Origin of the sequence: Pseudoalteromonas sp. SR45-6 (genome assembly GCF_014163545.1) — a bacterium.
In the GTDB taxonomy this organism is placed as follows: domain Bacteria; phylum Pseudomonadota; class Gammaproteobacteria; order Enterobacterales; family Alteromonadaceae; genus Pseudoalteromonas; species Pseudoalteromonas rhizosphaerae.
The window spans coordinates 24,907-41,912 of sequence record NZ_JACJDM010000005.1; the positions used below are offsets into that span (position 1 = coordinate 24,907).

Below are 17,006 nucleotides of genomic sequence, written 5' to 3' on the forward strand. Positions count from 1 at the left end.
GTAAATCCTAAAAAACCTAGCAAGGGCTAGGTCAAAAGTAGTGGGAGAGTCTTTCAAGGTAAATAGATGTTAGGAGATCAAGCGCTGAAAATACATTATTCAGCGCTTAAAAATACTAAAGCTCGGTTAATTAAATAGGTATTTAAGTGTTAGTGACGTTGTACGGCCGTTAATAGTGCGGGCACGAATAATATTATTATCTGGGATAGAACTTTCTTCGGCTTCAGTAATACCGACTGTATCAAATAGGTTATTTACATTAAGCGCGATGCTAAGGTTTTCAGATAAATCGTAGCTTACAAAGCCATTTACTTGGGTGTAACCATCAAATTTAAGGTCGTTGTTGTCTTGAGCGTATGCATCGGTAGTACCAATAAAGCTTACACCAGCTGCACCTTTCTCGTAGCTATAACGCGCCATTAGTGAGTAAATTAAATCTGCTTGGCGTCGAGGCGTATTACCTTCTACTTCCGGTGTTAGTGCATCTTTAACGATTTCAGCATCGGTCCAGGTTAAGTTACCGCGAAAATCCCACGCATCGATGAAGTAAGTTGATTCAATCTCAATCCCTTTGGCTTCGTATTCACGGTCGAAAAAGGTTTGTGATGTAGCTTCAAAATTTTGCTCTTCAGTTTCTGCATAAAAAGCAGTTGCAAATACAGAGAAGGAATCAAAACGTTTTTTAACCCCAAACTCATATTGATTAACTTCATCTACAGCATCTTCTTTCGCAACAGAGCCATCTGCACGTACTTTACCAAATAAAAGTCGGTCAGCATTCGCTCGTCCGCCTTTACTGATACGAGCAAATGTTGCCAGACTTGGGTCAATTTGATAGTTAGCACCAATTGAATAAGATGTGTAGTTCCAGTCGTAGTTAACTGGGCTGGCATTAGTAATATCAATGCCTGCAACATTTTGTTCAGGAACGGATATTTCACCATCACGATTCATATCAACTGTAGAGGTTACTGCACCTGCGTAATTACCGCGAGCTTCGCCACTATCGTAACGGGCACTTGCATCAATACTTACATCGCCAAGTTTTGTAGAAAATGCAACGTACGGGGCGCGAGTGTCGTATTCTGTGTCGTAATCACGCTGACAACAGTTACCCCAAAAAGGTGTTCCGTATGCGTATAAACCATTTTCAGAAAACTCAGTACCATCGGCAGCTGTGACATTTAATAAGGCTGCGTTATCGCCCTTAAGCTCCATTAGATAAGAGTTCCATAACCACGACATGGCAATGTTTTGCGTTGATGCGTAGTAACCAAACGTAATGCTGGTGTCGTCATCGAGCGATTTAGTCAATTTAAAGTCGTTCACAATAGAGTCAAAGTCGTTCATTGTGACGTCAAACGTATGAATACGCATTGCTAAATTGTCTTTAAATGCAGCCCCAGTATTTGCATTGCTGAGTGTTGCACCTGCGCCGCCAATACTTTCTGCAATCGACGTTGCACTGCCTACTTCAGCAGGAATAAGTGAATTAAAGTTACCGCTTACAGATGATTTACGAAAACGGTTTTCGATACGCCAATCATTATCTAAGTCAAATACTGCTTCAAAGCCAATTGAGTCAACGTTAGGGTTCATACCGTCGCGAATATCGCCACTGCTAATTTGGTTTTCGCCGTTTAGACGCACTGTTTTTGTAAATAATGCCGAGTGTGGTGTATCCGATTGTGCGTCAAACCCAGGGATAGAATCGCCATTTGCATACATTGGCATCGGTAAGTAACCTACGCTTTTATCATCTAAATGCTTGTAATAAATTCGAACATAGCCGTTTTCAAAATCTTTGGTTAGGTTGGCTTTAATTTGCCCGCCTTTATTTGATGTGTAACCTGTTTCGCGTGGACCTTCACCTTGGCGAACAAAGCCACCGACATGAAAACGTACACTATCGCTTAGGTAAGTACCGTATTCAAAGTCTGTACGAACGCTATCGTAATCGAGGCCCAGAGTAGTTGATACGCTGCCTGATTCGTTTTCACCATTTTTAGAAATAAAGTTAATAATGCCACCAGGTGCATTACTTGCAGCCGTCGATGCTGAGCCGCCACGAATTGATTCGATTGTTTGTACGGTATTATCTAAGCGCATAAAAATATCAGCGTTACCAAAAGCGATATCACCGTATTGCAGTACAGGTAAACCGTCTTCTTGTAATTGTAAAAATTTCGCACCGCCAGATGCCACAGGTAAACCACGCACAGCAATGTTTGCGTTACCTTCACCACCGGTCGATTCTGCGCGAATACCCGGAATGATTCTAAACGCCTCAGCGGTTGAGCGAGGTGTAGACACTTCAACCTGTTCAAGCGACAAGCTACTGACTGATACGCTTGATGCCATAATCGTTGTACGACGTGGTACACCAGTTACAACGATTGTTTCAAGACCTTTGTTAGCTTGTACTTGAGAATTTTGATCTTGTTGTTGCGCATGTACGCCTTGGCTTACGGCAAGTGCTAATGCACTGATTAAATATAAAGGTGTGTTGTGTGTTGTCATGGTTACGCCTCGTTGTGTTGAACCCAATTGGATTTGTATTTTTACTTAATCGATTAAGTAAAAATAACAAATATTTTACAAGAAGCAAATTATTTTGTGCTTAATTTGCTCTTTTTTTATTCATTCATTGATTTATAAAGTATTTTTTATTGTCTTAGAATATAGGTTTACTCAGTTACAGGGTTATCTTGCTGTAAAGCCGTTGCTGATGGATCTTTAAAATAATTAAACAGCATAGCTAAAAATAAAATGACAGCAAAGCCCGTAGCTAAATAAAAACCGTAACGCACATGGCCAAAGTAATCGCTGATCATACCCATGAACAAGGGTGCTAAAGCCGCCGAAAGTGCGGTAAAAAATAATATCACGCCCGCCACAGCACCGTGCTGTTGCACTGCAAAGCAGGATATACCTTTAGAGTTTAAAGTCGGATAAACCATCGACATAAATAACCCCGAAAGCGGCAATAAACCCACAGCCCAATCAACGCCACCGAATAATGTACCGACATAACACAGCGCAATGCCTAAGCTTAAATAGGCCATAACACCTTGCCAGCTATAGCGGTTTAGTAACCATACGGCAATAAATCGCCCTGCGGCACGCAGTACAAAAAATATTGTCAATGCATAGGTTGCAAGTAGTGGCCAAGAGCCAGTGTAATCTTTTAACAGCGTAGGCATCCATACATAAATAGCAACCTCCGTGGCCACATAAAGGGCAATTGCCAGAGAAAAACCTAGCGCATACGGATTTTTGATCATTTTCATGGTGGTGGCAAGCGAAGTGGGCTTTGCTGTGGTTTTTACAACGGCTGGGTAGTCTGCACGCCACGCTAGTAAAGCGAGAATTAAACACATTACACCTGCAATAATGTACAGGTAAGTCCAGCTTACATTTTGCACCAGTAAGACGCCTACTAGAGCTGGCCCTACAATGGCGCCTATGCCAAAAAAGCCTTCTACCTTATTCATCGTTTTAGTGTGATCTTCGTTACTATGTGAAATATCACCAAGTAACGCAAGCGCACCCGTTTTAAATAAACCAATGGCTAAGCCTATGCAGCAAAGTAGCAATAAAAAGAAGGTAAAGCTGGTGCTAAACGCAAACAAGAAACAGCTCGCCGAAAATATTAAAAGGCCTAGCATGATGGTTGTTTTACGCCCTAAACTGTCTGCTAAAAAACCTAAAAACAATCCACTAAAAGCAATTAGCGCCATAGGTGCATAATGGAACGCGCTTGCTTGGGTCATGCTTAAACCAAACTCTTTTATAAGTTCAGGTATGATCATGCCCACCGCATCAGAAGTCATGGCAAACATAAAAAACATCATATATGTAAGCCAGCGTATTTGTTGCAACGGGTCGCTGCTTACGTGTGTGTGTGATTTTGTCATGTACTTTTTTCCTCGTTAAATGCTCAGTTAACACTCAGTAAGTCAGTTAGTTACTTATTGTAGTATTACGTAAGCCACGATTTTTGTATGTAAAATTATTAAAAATTACTTGTAAATTCTCACTCGCTAGTTAAAGATATATCTTAATCGATTAAGTTTCAACATGGTAATCACACAATGATGAAGAATAAAGTTCAATTGATCACATACGCTGATCGGATCACTGGTCAAGATATCAACGCATTGACCACACTTTTAAATGGCCCATTACACGGCGTATTTGGAGGTGTGCACCTATTGCCCTTCTATAATCCAATTGATGGTAGTGATGCAGGCTTTGACCCTATTGATCATAGTGCCGTGGATGAACGGATCGGTACTTGGCAAGACATTCAAGTGTTAGGCGCAGACTATGATCTGATGGCCGATTTGATTGTAAACCACGTATCGGCGCAATCTTTTCAGTTTCAGGACGTACTGGCAAAAGGCAAAGCATCTTCGTTTTGGGATTTATTTTTAACTAAAGAAGATGTCTTTCCAAATGGCATGAGCGACGCCGAGCAAAAAGCGATTTATCGCCCGCGCCCTGGCAGTTGTTTTACTCCAATGCCATGTGGCGATGGTCAAACGTATGATTTTTGGACCACGTTTACCGATAATCAAATCGACATTAATGTTAAAGTTGCTGCGGGCATTGCGTATTTAAATAATGTATTAACGAAGTTCTCTGCTAATAACGTTAATATTATTCGTTTAGATGCGGCGGGTTACGCGATTAAGCAAGCCGGCACAAACTGCTTTATGCTAGATGAAACGTTTGATTATTTAGATAAGTTATCGGCGCAAGCTAATGCATTGGGTATGGAAACAATTGCTGAAATCCACAGCCATTATCAAACTCAAGTTGACGTCGCAAAGCGGGTCAATATGGTTTATGACTTCGCATTACCACCATTGATTTTGCACAGCTTATTTACCAATAACAGTGATGCACTTGTAAAGTGGTTAAATATTTCACCACGTAATTGCTTAACAGTACTCGATACCCATGATGGCATTGGTATTATTGATGCGGGTCCAATGGGTGATAAGCCAGGATTATTAAATGCAGCGCAAATTGATAATCTAGTTGAAACTATTCATGCAAATAGCAATAACCAAAGCCGCCAAGCAACTGGGGCTGCTGCCAGTAATGTCGACTTGTACCAAGTAAATTGCACTTATTACAATGCGTTAGGCGCAAATGATTTTGACTATTTAGTTGCGCGCGCGATTCAATTTTTTGCACCCGGCGTACCACAAGTTTACTACGGTGGCTTATTCGCAGCTGAAAATGATATGGCGTTACTAGCAAAATCAAATGTAGGTCGTGATATTAATCGTCCATATTTAGATGCTGATATCATTGCGCAGTCTCTTGCAAAGCCTGTTGTACAGGGATTACTAAAATTAATTGAGATACGTAATACTCACAGTGCCTTTGCAGGTGAGTTTAGTGTTGAAGGTGATGACAATAGTTGTGCTTTAAAGTGGCTATTAAACGACAGTGAAATTGTCCTAAAAGTTAATTTTGCACGTCGCGAAGCGTTAATAATTGAACGCACTGGGAATGAGCAAATACTCACCTCACTAAATGATTTGTTAAACTAAGTTAACCTTACAATCAGTCACTTATCAGCCACTATGACCTAACTGTAATTGGTAGTTGATAAGTGCTTTTTGCTCTTTTTTGCTAATAAATAAATTAGCTGCTAATGCTCCTTTTTCTTCACTATTTTGATGAATAGTTGTTAATGTTGGCATAGAGCGCTGCGCTTCATCAATGCCATCAAATCCAACAATTCGCAATTCTTGGGGTATTTTTATACCTATTTTAACTGCTTCGCGAATTGCCGCGAGGGCAATAAGATCACTCATACAAAGTAATACATTGGGTCTAGGTATGCAGTTGAGCGCTTCTTTTGCTGCGATGCTTGCATAACGTTCGCTACTTTCTGGAATATTCCAAGTTCTATCGTCACCTAAGGTAATGTTAACTTCGCTTAATGCTTTTTGATAACCTCGTAATCTTTGATGTGCAATTGATTGACCGGCTTCGCATTCATGGTGCTCATATACACGACACAATACATTTTCATCTAATAACCGCAGTCCCAATATAGCGACCTGATCAGCACTGCTTTTTAATACGTGTTTGGCCACTTCATAACTAGCTTGTTCGTTATCTATGTTTACTGAGGCATTACGATCAATATCAAAATCAACGGTAACCACATGTTTGGGTACAATTTTTAATTGATCTACAAGTGATTGATTGCGCGGACGGCCATAACAAATAAAGCCATCAACAAAATCTAATACGCTGTTAAGGTTTTGACTATTTCCCGAAAATAATAATAAGTTAATATTGTTTTTTTCAAGGATAGAAGCCACACCACGCATAAAACTACTGGCCACAGGATCCGACACCATATACTCAATACTGTCAGGTAATACCAGCGCAACAATATTAAATTTACCACGGCGTAATGACTGCGCTGCTTTATTGGGGCCAAAATAGCCAAGCTCTTTACACGCCAATAAAATAGACTCGCGACGACTTTTTGATAGTTGATCTGGACGATTAAATGCATTTGAAACGGTGGCGTTAGAAACGCCTAATTCTTTGGCGATGCTTTTTAATGTCCAATGTTTTTTTTGGGTCATACGACTTCTCATGATAGTGAACGCGATTCACTAATAAATTACCATATTTCACGCTAAATCAAAGTGTTAATTATATTGTAGCGTGTATAGCAAGTTACGTAATTAGGTATTAGGAACAAGAATGAACTAGAAAGTGGTTGTTATTAATAATAAAGTACTGGCTTTTTTATATCTGCTAGCTTACTAACTCACACGTTACTGTTTGGGTGATTTTTCACAAAGTCGCCTTATCATTTATATCTTTACATATGTACCCTTTTTGATGGTAAAGTGCTGGTGTTTTCTATTTTGCTACAACTAATGAATTAAGTTTTTTTAGTTTTAGGCAAAGTATATTGTATGTAATGGCGATTATATGTTGCAAATTGCGTCCTCGATAACCCGTTCTGGATTGAAATAATAAAATTTATCAAAGGTAAATTATGAAAATGAATAGATTGATTTTGGCGTTACCGTTACTAGGGGCAAGCTCTATGGCGCTTGCTAATACGACCCATCAGCGCGTATTCAAGCCACAAGCTGCGATTGTTGAACGTGTGCATCATCATGGCGTTGAACACGGCCATAATGAAAAAGCACCAATAGCACAGCTGCAATCACAACCCCAAAAATTTAGTATGTTAATGATGCGTAGCCAAGCGGCCACAGTCAGCTGCGATTTAAATGCACTGGCTAATGCTAGTTCAACGAGCATTATTACTGAGCTTAAAAATCAAGGTAGTGGCTGTGTTAATGAACTATTTAGTGCATCAGCATCAACTCAGAGCCTAGTATTTAGTTCTGATAATATGTATGCGGTTGCTAATCATGCAAAGTCACTCTCACAGACTTATGCTGGCGGTGGTGACATTGAACTCGAGGCATTGTTCCTATATTTACGAGCTGGTTTTTATGCGGAATTTTACAACGACAACGTGAGCTTTAGCTCTTGGGTTACGCCTGCCGTAATTGATGCGATAGATGCTTTTGTAAACAACAGCCATTTTTATGACGATAATGACGGCCACGGTAAAACGCTTTCTGAAGTGATCATTACGATGGACAGCGCTGAACAGCAACATCGTTACTTGTATGTGGTGAAACAGTGGCTAACGCGTTTTAACGAAAGCTATGCTGCAAAATGGAATATACGCAGTGCGGTGAATGGTATTTTTACTTTGCTTTATCGCGGCCAGTGGAATGATGCATTTGTTACAGCTGTAGCTAGCGATACTGATTTAGTTACTAAGCTGAATGCATTTACCCAAAAGCAGTGGATGATTGACTCTGACGCACAATATTTAATTGTTAATGCAGCCAGTGAGCTTGCGCGCCTTAAGCAATATTCCGACACTGCTATTCAAGCTACTGTTGATACTGGCTTAAAAGCGGTTTTTAGTACTTATAACAGCTTTGGCTATGGTGATGCAGTATGGCTTGCGGCGGCAGATTCTGTCAGTTATTACGCTGATTGTAATGACTATGGTATTTGTGGCTTTGTTGATGAACTTACTCAGCAAGCGCTTTCGCAAAATTATAGCTGTAGTAGCACTATTAAAATTCGCTCACAAAATATGACTGCAGCACAACATACAGCTGCATGTGCTGCAATGGGCGCAGAAGAAGGTTTATTTCACACTAAACTTGCCACCAATAACGCCCCAGTTGCCGATGATAACAATAGTTTTTTACAAGTAAATATATTTGATAGCAGCGATGATTATAGTAAATACGCAGGTGCGATTTTTGGCATTAACACCAATAATGGCGGCATGTATTTAGAAGGTGACCCCGCAGTTGTGGGTAATCAAGCAAATTTTATTGCCTATGAGGCGAGCTACGCCAATGCTGAGCATTACGTGTGGAATCTAGAGCATGAATATGTGCATTACTTAGATGGTCGTTTTGACTTATATGGAAACTTTAATTCACCAACTGAAGATATTGTGTGGTGGTCAGAAGGCGTTGCAGAATATGTTGCTAATCTTGATAATAATGACGCCGCTAAAAATACCATCAGTGATGGTTCGCGTTATACCTTAGCGCAAGTATTTGCCACTAACTATGACGGTTTTGATCAAGACCGTATTTATCGCTGGGGTTACTTAGCTGTGCGCTTTATGTTCGAACGCCATTACAGTGAAATTAATGCCATGCTTGCAGATACACGCATTGGTAATTGGAGTGCTTATAAAGCGAAAACTGTGCAGTGGGCAAATAATTATGAAAACGAGTTTGTACAATGGTGTGATGACTTAGTTGCAGGTACAACCACTAATACGCCACCAATCGCATACATCAATGGACCTTATGCCGGTATGCAAAACAATGAGATCAATTTTACGAGCAATGGCAGTATTGACAGTGACGGCTCAATTGTTAGTTATCAGTGGAGCTTTGGTGATGGCAGTAGTTCTAATCAAGCAAACCCGGTGCATACTTATACAACATCAGGACAATATAGCGTATCGTTAACGGTTGTTGATAACCAAGGTGCCAGCCAAACCGCATCAACATTGGCTAGTATTGAAGAGGATAGCAGCGTTGGTAACGGCGAGTTGATAAACGCTCAACCAATGACTATTGCTGGCGAGCAAGATGAGCTGTTGTATTTCAGCTTTGATGTACCGCAAGGTGCCAGCGACTTAGTGTTTAGCTTAAGTGGTGGCACGGGCGATGCTGATTTATATGTGAGTTATGCTGCTACACCAACAATGGATAGTTATGATTGTCGTCCTTATGTCGGTGGTAATAGTGAACAATGTGTAATAAATCCTGCGCAAGCAGGTGTTTATCAAGTAATGATTCGTGGCTATAACATGTTTGATAATGTGAAATTAACCGCTTCATACACAGGAGTAAGTAGTAGTGTACCTGATGCATGTGCTACCCAAGGTAGTCGTAGCAATGGCCGTTTAAATGACGGTGAAGTGATTTGTTTGGGTAACAGCGATCCTATGTGGTTTAGTATTGCTGACGTACAAAGTCAAAGTGGTGTGGCGATAACTACCGCTAATGGCAGTGGCGACATCAGCCTAAGTTATTCAAACAGCAGCTGGCCAAATGGCAGTAATGAACAGGCTCAGTCCAGTAATAGCGGCAATAGCGAATGTATTTATATTAGTGATCAAAGCCAATATTGGGGTTATTTAAAGGTGTCGGGCAATAGTACTGGTGCAAGTCTAGTGGTTGATTTTAATAGCCAAGGGTGTCGTTAAAATTATCATATTAAAAAAGTAAAGCACCTACAGCAAAGCCCATCTATATGGGCTTTTTTAGTGTTGTAACTTAAGCGTTAAAGTGAGTTTAGATTGCTCGTTTATACACCGCGAGTGGATGCGAAGTACTTAACGATACGTGCACGCTATCGCCAGGGTATACAACGACTTCGTGGCTTACGCGGCTAGTAACCACTGTTTTACAGGCAAGCTCTACTGCACATAAACGACTCCCTCCTTCAAAGCGTACCCATACGACCACACCGTTGTTGCCGATCTCACCTTGTACTAGCATTACATCGTCGGGGCGAAGTAGGACATCCACCTCACCTTGTTGGCAATCTACGCCGTGAGCGGGCACATTGCCGATGGCTGTAGTTGCTTGATTATTATCAAAAAAACCGTTAATGAAACTTGCTTCACCTAAAAAACGTGCAACAAAGCGATTGTTGGGCACACTAAAACAACGCTCAGGAGTATCAAGTTGCTGGATTTTTCCGGCCTTGAGCACACCCACACGATCGCCTATTGATAAAGCTTCTTCTTGATCATGAGTCACCCAAATTGCAGGCACGCCAGCTTTTTTCAGGGCATTTCGGATATCCCAGCGCAGCATATCTTTTAGTGCCGCATCAAGGTTTGAAAGCGGCTCATCAAGTAACACAAAGTCAGGTTGGTGGGCAAGGGTACGTGCTAGTGCAACTCGTTGTTTTTGACCGCCTGAAAGGGTGGCTGGCTTTTTATGACGAAAGTCATCAAGACCCAGTAGGGCTATCCAATGATCAGCAACGGCGGTATCTTTTAAACGAAAGCCAATGTTTTGCTCAACGGTTAAATGAGGGAATAACGCAAAGTCTTGAAATACCATACCTACGCTGCGTTTCTCAGGTGGCACAGTCAATTTAGGGGTAGCCTGCCATTTACCTAAGTTAATTTCACCTTCGCTAATAGGAATTAGTCCGGCGAGCGCTTGTAAAATTGTGCTTTTACCACAGCCCGTAGGGCCTACTAGCATGAGAATTTCACTTTCACCAAGCAACAAATTTAGGTCGCTTACTACACGGTTACTGCCATAATCTATAGACAACTGGCTTACAGATAGCATTTGTATTTAAATCCTCAATGTTCGAGTTGGTTACGTTTTTCGCCAGACATCATAATAGCTAAACCGCACGCAGAAATCAGTACTAACAATAACCCAGGAATAGCAGCACGACCAAAATAGCCCGCCTCATAAACACGCCATAAATAAGTCGATAGTGTTTCAAAGCCAGTTGGGCCAAGTAATAAGGTTGCTTCTAATTCACGCATGGATTCTAAAAATACTAAAGCGGCACCGGCTATGATCCCACGCATTGTTAGTGGTAAAGTTATGCGGGTAAATGCTTCGCGCGGACTGGCGCCTAAGACCCGCGCAGATTTAACTAAACTTGGATCAAGGTGCTCAGTGCTAGTGCGCACAGAGCCTACCGCTAAGGGTAAAAAACGCAGCATATAGGCAATGATCAACAGCCCTAATGTTTGATATAAAAACGGCAATTGCAAACCACCGTAAACTAGCGCGGTGCCCATTACAATACCTGGAATACCAAAACCAAAGTAAGTAACACGCTCCATGATACGACCCGCTTTACCGCTAAGTGCAGCATGGGCAACAGGGATAGCTACAATCACCGCAACCACTGCAGCAATGGCTGAGGCATACGCTGAATTCCACGCGATGCTAAAATCAAATGAGCTAAAGCCATCACGTGCTAACCACAGCGAAAATATCGCCAGAGGTAAGCCAATGGCTAATAATAAAATAGGCGCAAAAGTGGCAAACATAGCCGCTAGTTGCAACTTACTAGGAAACAAAATTAATGGCCGGCCATGGCGTTCGCTAGCCGTTTTAATTTGTGACTCAATCAACAGTAAAAAGCCCACAATCACCAACAACTGTAACGATAACATTGCTGCACGACTTAACTCAAACGCATTGTACTCGACATAAATAACCCGGGTAAAGGTATCAAGGCGCATCATTGCAGGTGTGCCAAAGTCAGACAAAGTATACAGTGCAACCAATAACGAACCTGCGGCAATGCCATTTACTACACGGGGTAAAATGACTTTAAATACACTTTCGGTCATCGACATACCTAAGGTGCGGGCCGCATTAACCATGCTTGCATCAAGACTAAGTAAAGATGAGCGGGTAGTCATCATTACAAATGGAAATGTGTAAAGAGTCATGACAATAGCTGCGCCGCTGAGTCCATCCATCGATGGCAGTTCAATACCAAGTAGATTATGTATCTCTCCGCCGGAGCCAAAAGCCGCATAAAGCGTAAATGCACCAATGTAACTGGGAATGGCTAGAGGCGCGGCAAAAAACACCAACCATACTTTTTTAAACGGTAAGCGCACATAAGCGCTGATAAATGCTAACGGTACTCCGATTAAAATAGAACCAATGACCGTTAATACCATCAAGGACAAAGTATTGCCGAGAATACTTAAATTATGATTATCAAACAAAGAGCTGGCATCAGTGGCCAGCGTTATTAAAATAAAGATAGGAGATAAAACAATAAGCGCTGCAAGCAGCGCCATTGGGTAAGAAGCTGGTAGTCGCATTACAGTACGCCGCTATTTCGCATCAAAGCTATGGTTGGCCGAAGATCAGCTAACTGTGTTAAGTCCACTTTGGGTGGTGAAATATTGGCTAAAGATGGTAACCCTTCAGGTAGAGGGACACCATTTACCAGCGGAATTTCATAGGCTTCACGAGCCAAGTAACCTTGCACTTCGATGCTTAATAAATAGCGCATAAAGTGAGTGGCAAGAGGGTCGTCGTTCAATGCCAAAATACCTGATGCATTGACTAAACAGCCAGCATCTTGTTGGGTAAATGCTAAATCAAGTTTGGCATCTGGTTTGCCTGATTTTAAACGTAAGGTGTAATAGTGATTAGCAAAACCAATATCCACTTCACCACGTTCAACGGCCATTACTACACCCAACTCACCGGCATAGGTTTTAGCACGCTTCTTAATCTTTTTCAGCCATTTCGCTGTTTTATCGTCACCTTCGAGAATACGCATTGCCGTTACAAATGATTGAAACGATGCATACGCAGGTGCCCAACCAATGCTTAAGTCACTATCAGCAATGTCCATAATACTGGTTGGAATTTGCTCTTTGGTCAAACGCGAAGTGTTATAGGGTATGGTGCGCACACGACCGGTGACAGGGGCCCAATCTTTATAGCGAAACTGTGGTTGCAACTGCGCTGATAAATCACTCGGAATAGGTTGTGCAAGGCCGGCATCTGAAACCAAGCCAATAGCGCCAGAATCAACAGCCCAAAACAAATCGGCTCTACGCACCCCTGCTTTTGCTTCAGCAACAATGGTATTGGCTAAAGCTGCTGTAGGACCACGACGAATGCCTAGTTTAAAGTTGGGGTTTCTGTCTTGAATTGCTTGTAGCACATTTTCATACAAACCACCTTCACCACGACCTAGGTATAAGGTCAGCTCACCTTCAAGTTTAGGTAAGTCATCAACAGAAACTGGGTTTGCTATGTTGGCAGCTAGTGCGCGAGAAAGAGGCAATGGTAATGCACCGATTGCCCCAAACGCAGCTAGGCCTTGTATAAAGGTCCTACGCTTCACTTAAAATACATCCTTACGTGCTTTTTCGGCTTTTTCGAGTAATACCTTGGCGCGGTCTAATTTAGTGTGCATGCTACTTACCACATCGCGTACTTCATCAACACTTTTGTTATCTGAAATTGCTTTTGGCAGTGTCACGTTAAAATCTTTTTCTAATATTTCAACAAGTTTGGCATCTTGTTCGATAAGTGTGCCTTCAACACCTTCAAATAGGTGAAGGTAAGTATCGTGCACAATGCTGGTTGCTTCATCACTTAAACGCTCTGCATATTTGGCAATGACACGATCAAGTTTATGTTTAATTTCATCGATTGTAGCACTTTGAGTCATGCTTGTGGTTGCAGTTGCTTTAACGTTTGCAAGCAAACCTTTTTGTTGAAATTGCGCCGCTAGTTTAACTGCGCCAAGACCTTGCCACAAGGCAGCATTCATCGCTTGTTGTTCTTTACGAGCTTCAGTCGCCGGCTTGTTATTATCAATGGCCATTTTTACGCCATAAATACCTTGCCAGATTGACGCATATACCGGCACAAAATTTGTTTCAATCGCGCTGTGAAACTTCACTGATTCCCAATACTCGATTAGGTCATCGCTTTTTACTGCTTTTACGCCTTTGCTTTCATAGTCGCTTACCATGGTATCGACTTTGCCGATCATCCATTCAACTTCTTCTGAGTAATCTTTGATATTTGCTTGTAAGTGATTTACATGTTCGCCAATAGGGCCATTAGCAAATGCAGGTTGCGCAACAAATGCTGATACTAAAAGAAGGCTCACACCTAAGGTTGTTGCTGATTTAAATAATGCTTTCATGAAAGTGGATCCGAAAAGATGATTGTAAATGATAGGCATTATCATATATGTAACCATGACTAAAATCAAGGATACTAATTTTACGGACTAAATTCTATTTTGTCTTTATTTATAAAGCATTTGGCGATATTAGGGACGTGCCAACGGGTCGTTGAGTTGTGGCTAAAGCAAAGCAGCTAAGAGGTTATTTCTTAGCTGCTAACTAAATTATAAGTTTATCCGTTTGATAAGTCGGATCTCCTCCCCATCGACATCTAATAACGCAGTGACGGTGATCAACATCGGTTCGCTACTCGCTGTGAATTTAAATTGATAGTTTTGTACTGCATAAGGCGCAATCTCCACAGGGTGTTTTTGTGTCATTACACTTTCAAGCTGTATAAAGGGCGTAGCTGTCAGTGTTATTTGCCCCGTTGTCGCACCTGAATAAGGGCCTGATAGGGTCGCGGTAAATAGCCAATCACCCGCGTTATTTTTAGTCTGAGTGAGTGTCATCCCAACTCCGTTGAAAGGGACATTAGCAGCACTAATTTCACGGGTTTTATTTAATCCTTGCCAATTAAGATCTTGTTCGACAACAATTGTTTGAGCTTGTGTTGACGCTGGTAAGTGAATGTTGTGGATACCGGGTTTTAAGAGCTGACGGAGATGGTGCTTGTTAAGCACCTTACCTGCAGTTGCAAAGCTAACTTGGGCGGCCAATTGCAGCTCAAAATCGGTAGGGTTTTCGACGCGTAAAAAGGCTTTGTTGTGGTGATAGTAAACACCAGAATTAATACCACTGAGTGCGCTAAAACCACTATTACCTAATAGGGTTTTATAGCGGTTAAATATAACTGCAAGTTCAGCATTTATGGCTGTATGGTTGCTCGGCTGAGGTAATTTTGCCATTAACTTACTCAGCTCGACATCGCAATTAACCAGTTTGCGCTGATGTTGTTGGCAGGTTCTAAACACTCGATTTAATAATTTATAACCTGTAAATAGCCACGGATCAGTAAGCTGTGTTTGGTTTTGTGCTGCTAAATTTAAATATTTAGCATCGCCAGCTGGCGTTGCAAATAAGTAAGGTGTGATCTGGTGATTGTTATTTTTACTTAATAAGCTGATTTTTTGTGTATCGAGTGCGGCTGTTATTTTAGTCGATAAAGCAAGGGTAAATGTTTGCCCAATGATATTCGTCCCGTTATCCGCTTTTAAGCCCACCGTTAGTTGGCTGCTCCCTAATGTAAGGTTTAAACCAAGTGTTGCGTGTTGAGCTAAAGCGGCTTTTAACTCAGGACTAAGTGCGATTTGCACAGGCTGAAAATCCTTGAAATTACGTGCGGTTATTATTAACCGCTCAGCATCTACTATTAATAGTTTTAGTAATTGGTCGTCATTCGCTTGCTCATTACCAATAAACGTAGTGCGGTATTGTTGGTTTTGCTCGCTGCGCTTGCCTTGCATGGCAATGCCTATTTCACCGCGCTGTAATTGTGCCGGTTCAAATTCAATTAAAGCAGCCACTTGGTGCTTATTTGTCAGATCGATTAACGCATTTACTTGTGGTGCGGGAAAGTCCATCACTGGGTGCGATACATCAGTAGTGAGAGCGGGGTTTATATCCAATCGAGATAAGGTATTTGAATCTGTATTTCGTAGCCAATAAGCATTACCATTTTGCTCCCACGGGCCTGATACAATATGAAAACTGGGTTTTATATTTTGCACAAAGTCAGCAAAGCCTTGCTCTATTGCCTGCCAATCTTTAAAAGTGTGTTTAAGGAGTGAATTGGCTGTGCTGAGCGTGGCGTCACTGTGTGGGTTGGCAAGCCTAAGTTGCTGCACAAAATATGCAAAATATTGTGCGCGTTCTGGAGAGCTTAAAAGGTAATGAATGATAAAAAAATTAAGGCCGCGTTTAAGTGCAGGATCATCGTTTATTTGCTCAAGAGTGGGTTTATCAGCACTGTAATATTGCTTTAAACCGGTCTCAATATAATTCATAGGGGCACGATCAAACACCATCACAGTCAGTTGTTTTTGCTTGGCATCGTAAACATGGTGAGCGACCGAGTCGGCTAAGCCTTCGGTGATCCAATTAGGCGCCCAGGTTGAATGACCGTTTAAAGCCATGTGAAAAGCATGCATGGTTTCGTGAATGACAATATAGCGTTGGTGATGCTCACGATGGCTTGGGAAGTTATATCCTGCGCGGTTATAAAACATAGTTTCGCCGCCTGCGGTTTTATGTACGCCTCTTAAAAAACCGTCATCAAGCATGGCCTCGCGCACTCTATCGCGGCTGCTACCATACACTACAGCGATACGCTGGCGTTCAATATTAGGTGGCTCCATACCGAATAGTGCAACATAGTGTGGATAAGCCATTTCTAAAAGCGCTAAATACAGCGTTACTTTTTCTTTTGGTAAATCACTCTTCAGTGCAAAGTGTTTACTTACCCACCAATCATATCCTCGGCTATTACCAATTTTGCCATCGCTATATGTATAGGGGATGGTTTTCCCTAAGAATGCAATGTCCATTTTGTGTAACGTACTGGTGTAACCTTGTACTGATAGGTCTACTTGCATCTGTTGTGGATCAGTTTCCATAGCACTTGACGTTGTTGTTTGTGGTTGTACGGTCTGCGCAGTATCGGCTTGCGGCTCTTTTTGACACGCGGCAAGTAACAGTAATAACAAAGTGAGTGAGAGTTTTTTCATAATTA

At 41.6% G+C, this 17,006-nt stretch carries 10 protein-coding genes; 2 read left to right on the top strand and 8 right to left on the bottom strand.

Features of this window, described 5'->3' with window-relative positions; translation table 11 throughout:
* Positions 1 to 126: 126 nt before the first annotated feature.
* Together H5158_RS03840 and H5158_RS03845 are read right to left on the bottom strand one after the other, a co-directional pair.
* Positions 127 to 2,520, bottom strand: a complete 2,394-nt coding sequence (locus H5158_RS03840; protein WP_182739484.1) for a TonB-dependent receptor domain-containing protein — start codon at positions 2,518 to 2,520, stop codon at positions 127 to 129.
* Positions 2,521 to 2,687: 167 nt separating this feature from the next.
* Entirely contained in the window at positions 2,688 to 3,917 is a 1,230-nt protein-coding gene (locus H5158_RS03845; RefSeq protein ID WP_149981806.1) for a sugar MFS transporter, read from the bottom strand.
* Positions 3,918 to 4,094: 177 nt separating this feature from the next.
* Between H5158_RS03845 and gtfA the strand changes: the two genes are divergently transcribed.
* On the top strand, positions 4,095 to 5,567 hold the full coding sequence (gene gtfA, locus H5158_RS03850) for a sucrose phosphorylase (protein WP_182739485.1): 1,473 nt from the start codon (positions 4,095 to 4,097) through the stop codon (positions 5,565 to 5,567).
* Between the two features lie 24 nt (positions 5,568 to 5,591).
* On the opposite strand, the gene H5158_RS03855 is transcribed toward gtfA, so the two are convergent.
* Positions 5,592 to 6,623 (bottom strand): LacI family DNA-binding transcriptional regulator, encoded by a 1,032-nt coding sequence (locus tag H5158_RS03855; RefSeq protein ID WP_149981804.1) that lies wholly within the window; start codon positions 6,621 to 6,623, stop codon positions 5,592 to 5,594.
* 422 nt (positions 6,624 to 7,045) lie between these two features.
* Between H5158_RS03855 and H5158_RS03860 the strand changes: the two genes are divergently transcribed.
* Complete coding sequence (locus H5158_RS03860; RefSeq protein WP_182717625.1) at positions 7,046 to 9,820, top strand: collagenase; 2,775 nt, start codon at positions 7,046 to 7,048, stop codon at positions 9,818 to 9,820.
* A gap of 88 nt (positions 9,821 to 9,908) precedes the next feature.
* Here H5158_RS03860 and H5158_RS03865 read toward each other — a convergent pair whose 3' ends face one another.
* The 5 genes from H5158_RS03865 to H5158_RS03885 all read right to left on the bottom strand — a co-directional run bounded on the left by H5158_RS03865 (position 9,909) and on the right by H5158_RS03885 (position 17,001).
* The gene (locus tag H5158_RS03865; protein ID WP_182739486.1) at positions 9,909 to 10,925 is read right to left on the bottom strand and encodes an ABC transporter ATP-binding protein; all 1,017 of its coding nucleotides are present in this window, start codon (positions 10,923 to 10,925) and stop codon (positions 9,909 to 9,911) included.
* A 14-nt stretch (positions 10,926 to 10,939) separates the two neighbouring features.
* On the bottom strand, positions 10,940 to 12,439 hold the full coding sequence (locus tag H5158_RS03870; RefSeq protein ID WP_149981801.1) for an iron ABC transporter permease: 1,500 nt from the start codon (positions 12,437 to 12,439) through the stop codon (positions 10,940 to 10,942).
* Entirely contained in the window at positions 12,439 to 13,479 is a 1,041-nt protein-coding gene (locus H5158_RS03875) for an extracellular solute-binding protein (RefSeq protein ID WP_145234493.1), read from the bottom strand. The genes H5158_RS03870 and H5158_RS03875 overlap by 1 nt, the downstream gene beginning before the upstream one ends.
* Positions 13,480 to 14,292, bottom strand: a complete 813-nt coding sequence (locus H5158_RS03880; RefSeq protein WP_182717622.1) for a hypothetical protein — start codon at positions 14,290 to 14,292, stop codon at positions 13,480 to 13,482.
* A gap of 207 nt (positions 14,293 to 14,499) precedes the next feature.
* Complete coding sequence (locus tag H5158_RS03885) at positions 14,500 to 17,001, bottom strand: hypothetical protein (protein ID WP_182739487.1); 2,502 nt, start codon at positions 16,999 to 17,001, stop codon at positions 14,500 to 14,502.
* Positions 17,002 to 17,006: the final 5 nt, after the last annotated feature.

What these genes read in the sequence shown, in the direction of transcription:
- H5158_RS03885 (WP_182739487.1), bottom strand. Translation starts at nt 17,001, where the DNA reads ATGAAAAAACTCTCACTCACTTTGTTATTACTGTTACTTGCCGCGTGT.
- H5158_RS03855 (WP_149981804.1), bottom strand. Translation starts at nt 6,623, where the DNA reads ATGACCCAAAAAAAACATTGGACATTAAAAAGCATCGCCAAAGAATTA.
- H5158_RS03870 (WP_149981801.1), bottom strand. Translation starts at nt 12,439, where the DNA reads ATGCGACTACCAGCTTCTTACCCAATGGCGCTGCTTGCAGCGCTTATT.
- H5158_RS03880 (WP_182717622.1), bottom strand. Translation starts at nt 14,292, where the DNA reads ATGAAAGCATTATTTAAATCAGCAACAACCTTAGGTGTGAGCCTTCTT.
- H5158_RS03845 (WP_149981806.1), bottom strand. Translation starts at nt 3,917, where the DNA reads ATGACAAAATCACACACACACGTAAGCAGCGACCCGTTGCAACAAATA.
- gtfA (WP_182739485.1), top strand. Translation starts at nt 4,095, where the DNA reads ATGATGAAGAATAAAGTTCAATTGATCACATACGCTGATCGGATCACT.
- H5158_RS03840 (WP_182739484.1), bottom strand. Translation starts at nt 2,520, where the DNA reads ATGACAACACACAACACACCTTTATATTTAATCAGTGCATTAGCACTT.
- H5158_RS03860 (WP_182717625.1), top strand. Translation starts at nt 7,046, where the DNA reads ATGAAAATGAATAGATTGATTTTGGCGTTACCGTTACTAGGGGCAAGC.
- H5158_RS03865 (WP_182739486.1), bottom strand. Translation starts at nt 10,925, where the DNA reads ATGCTATCTGTAAGCCAGTTGTCTATAGATTATGGCAGTAACCGTGTA.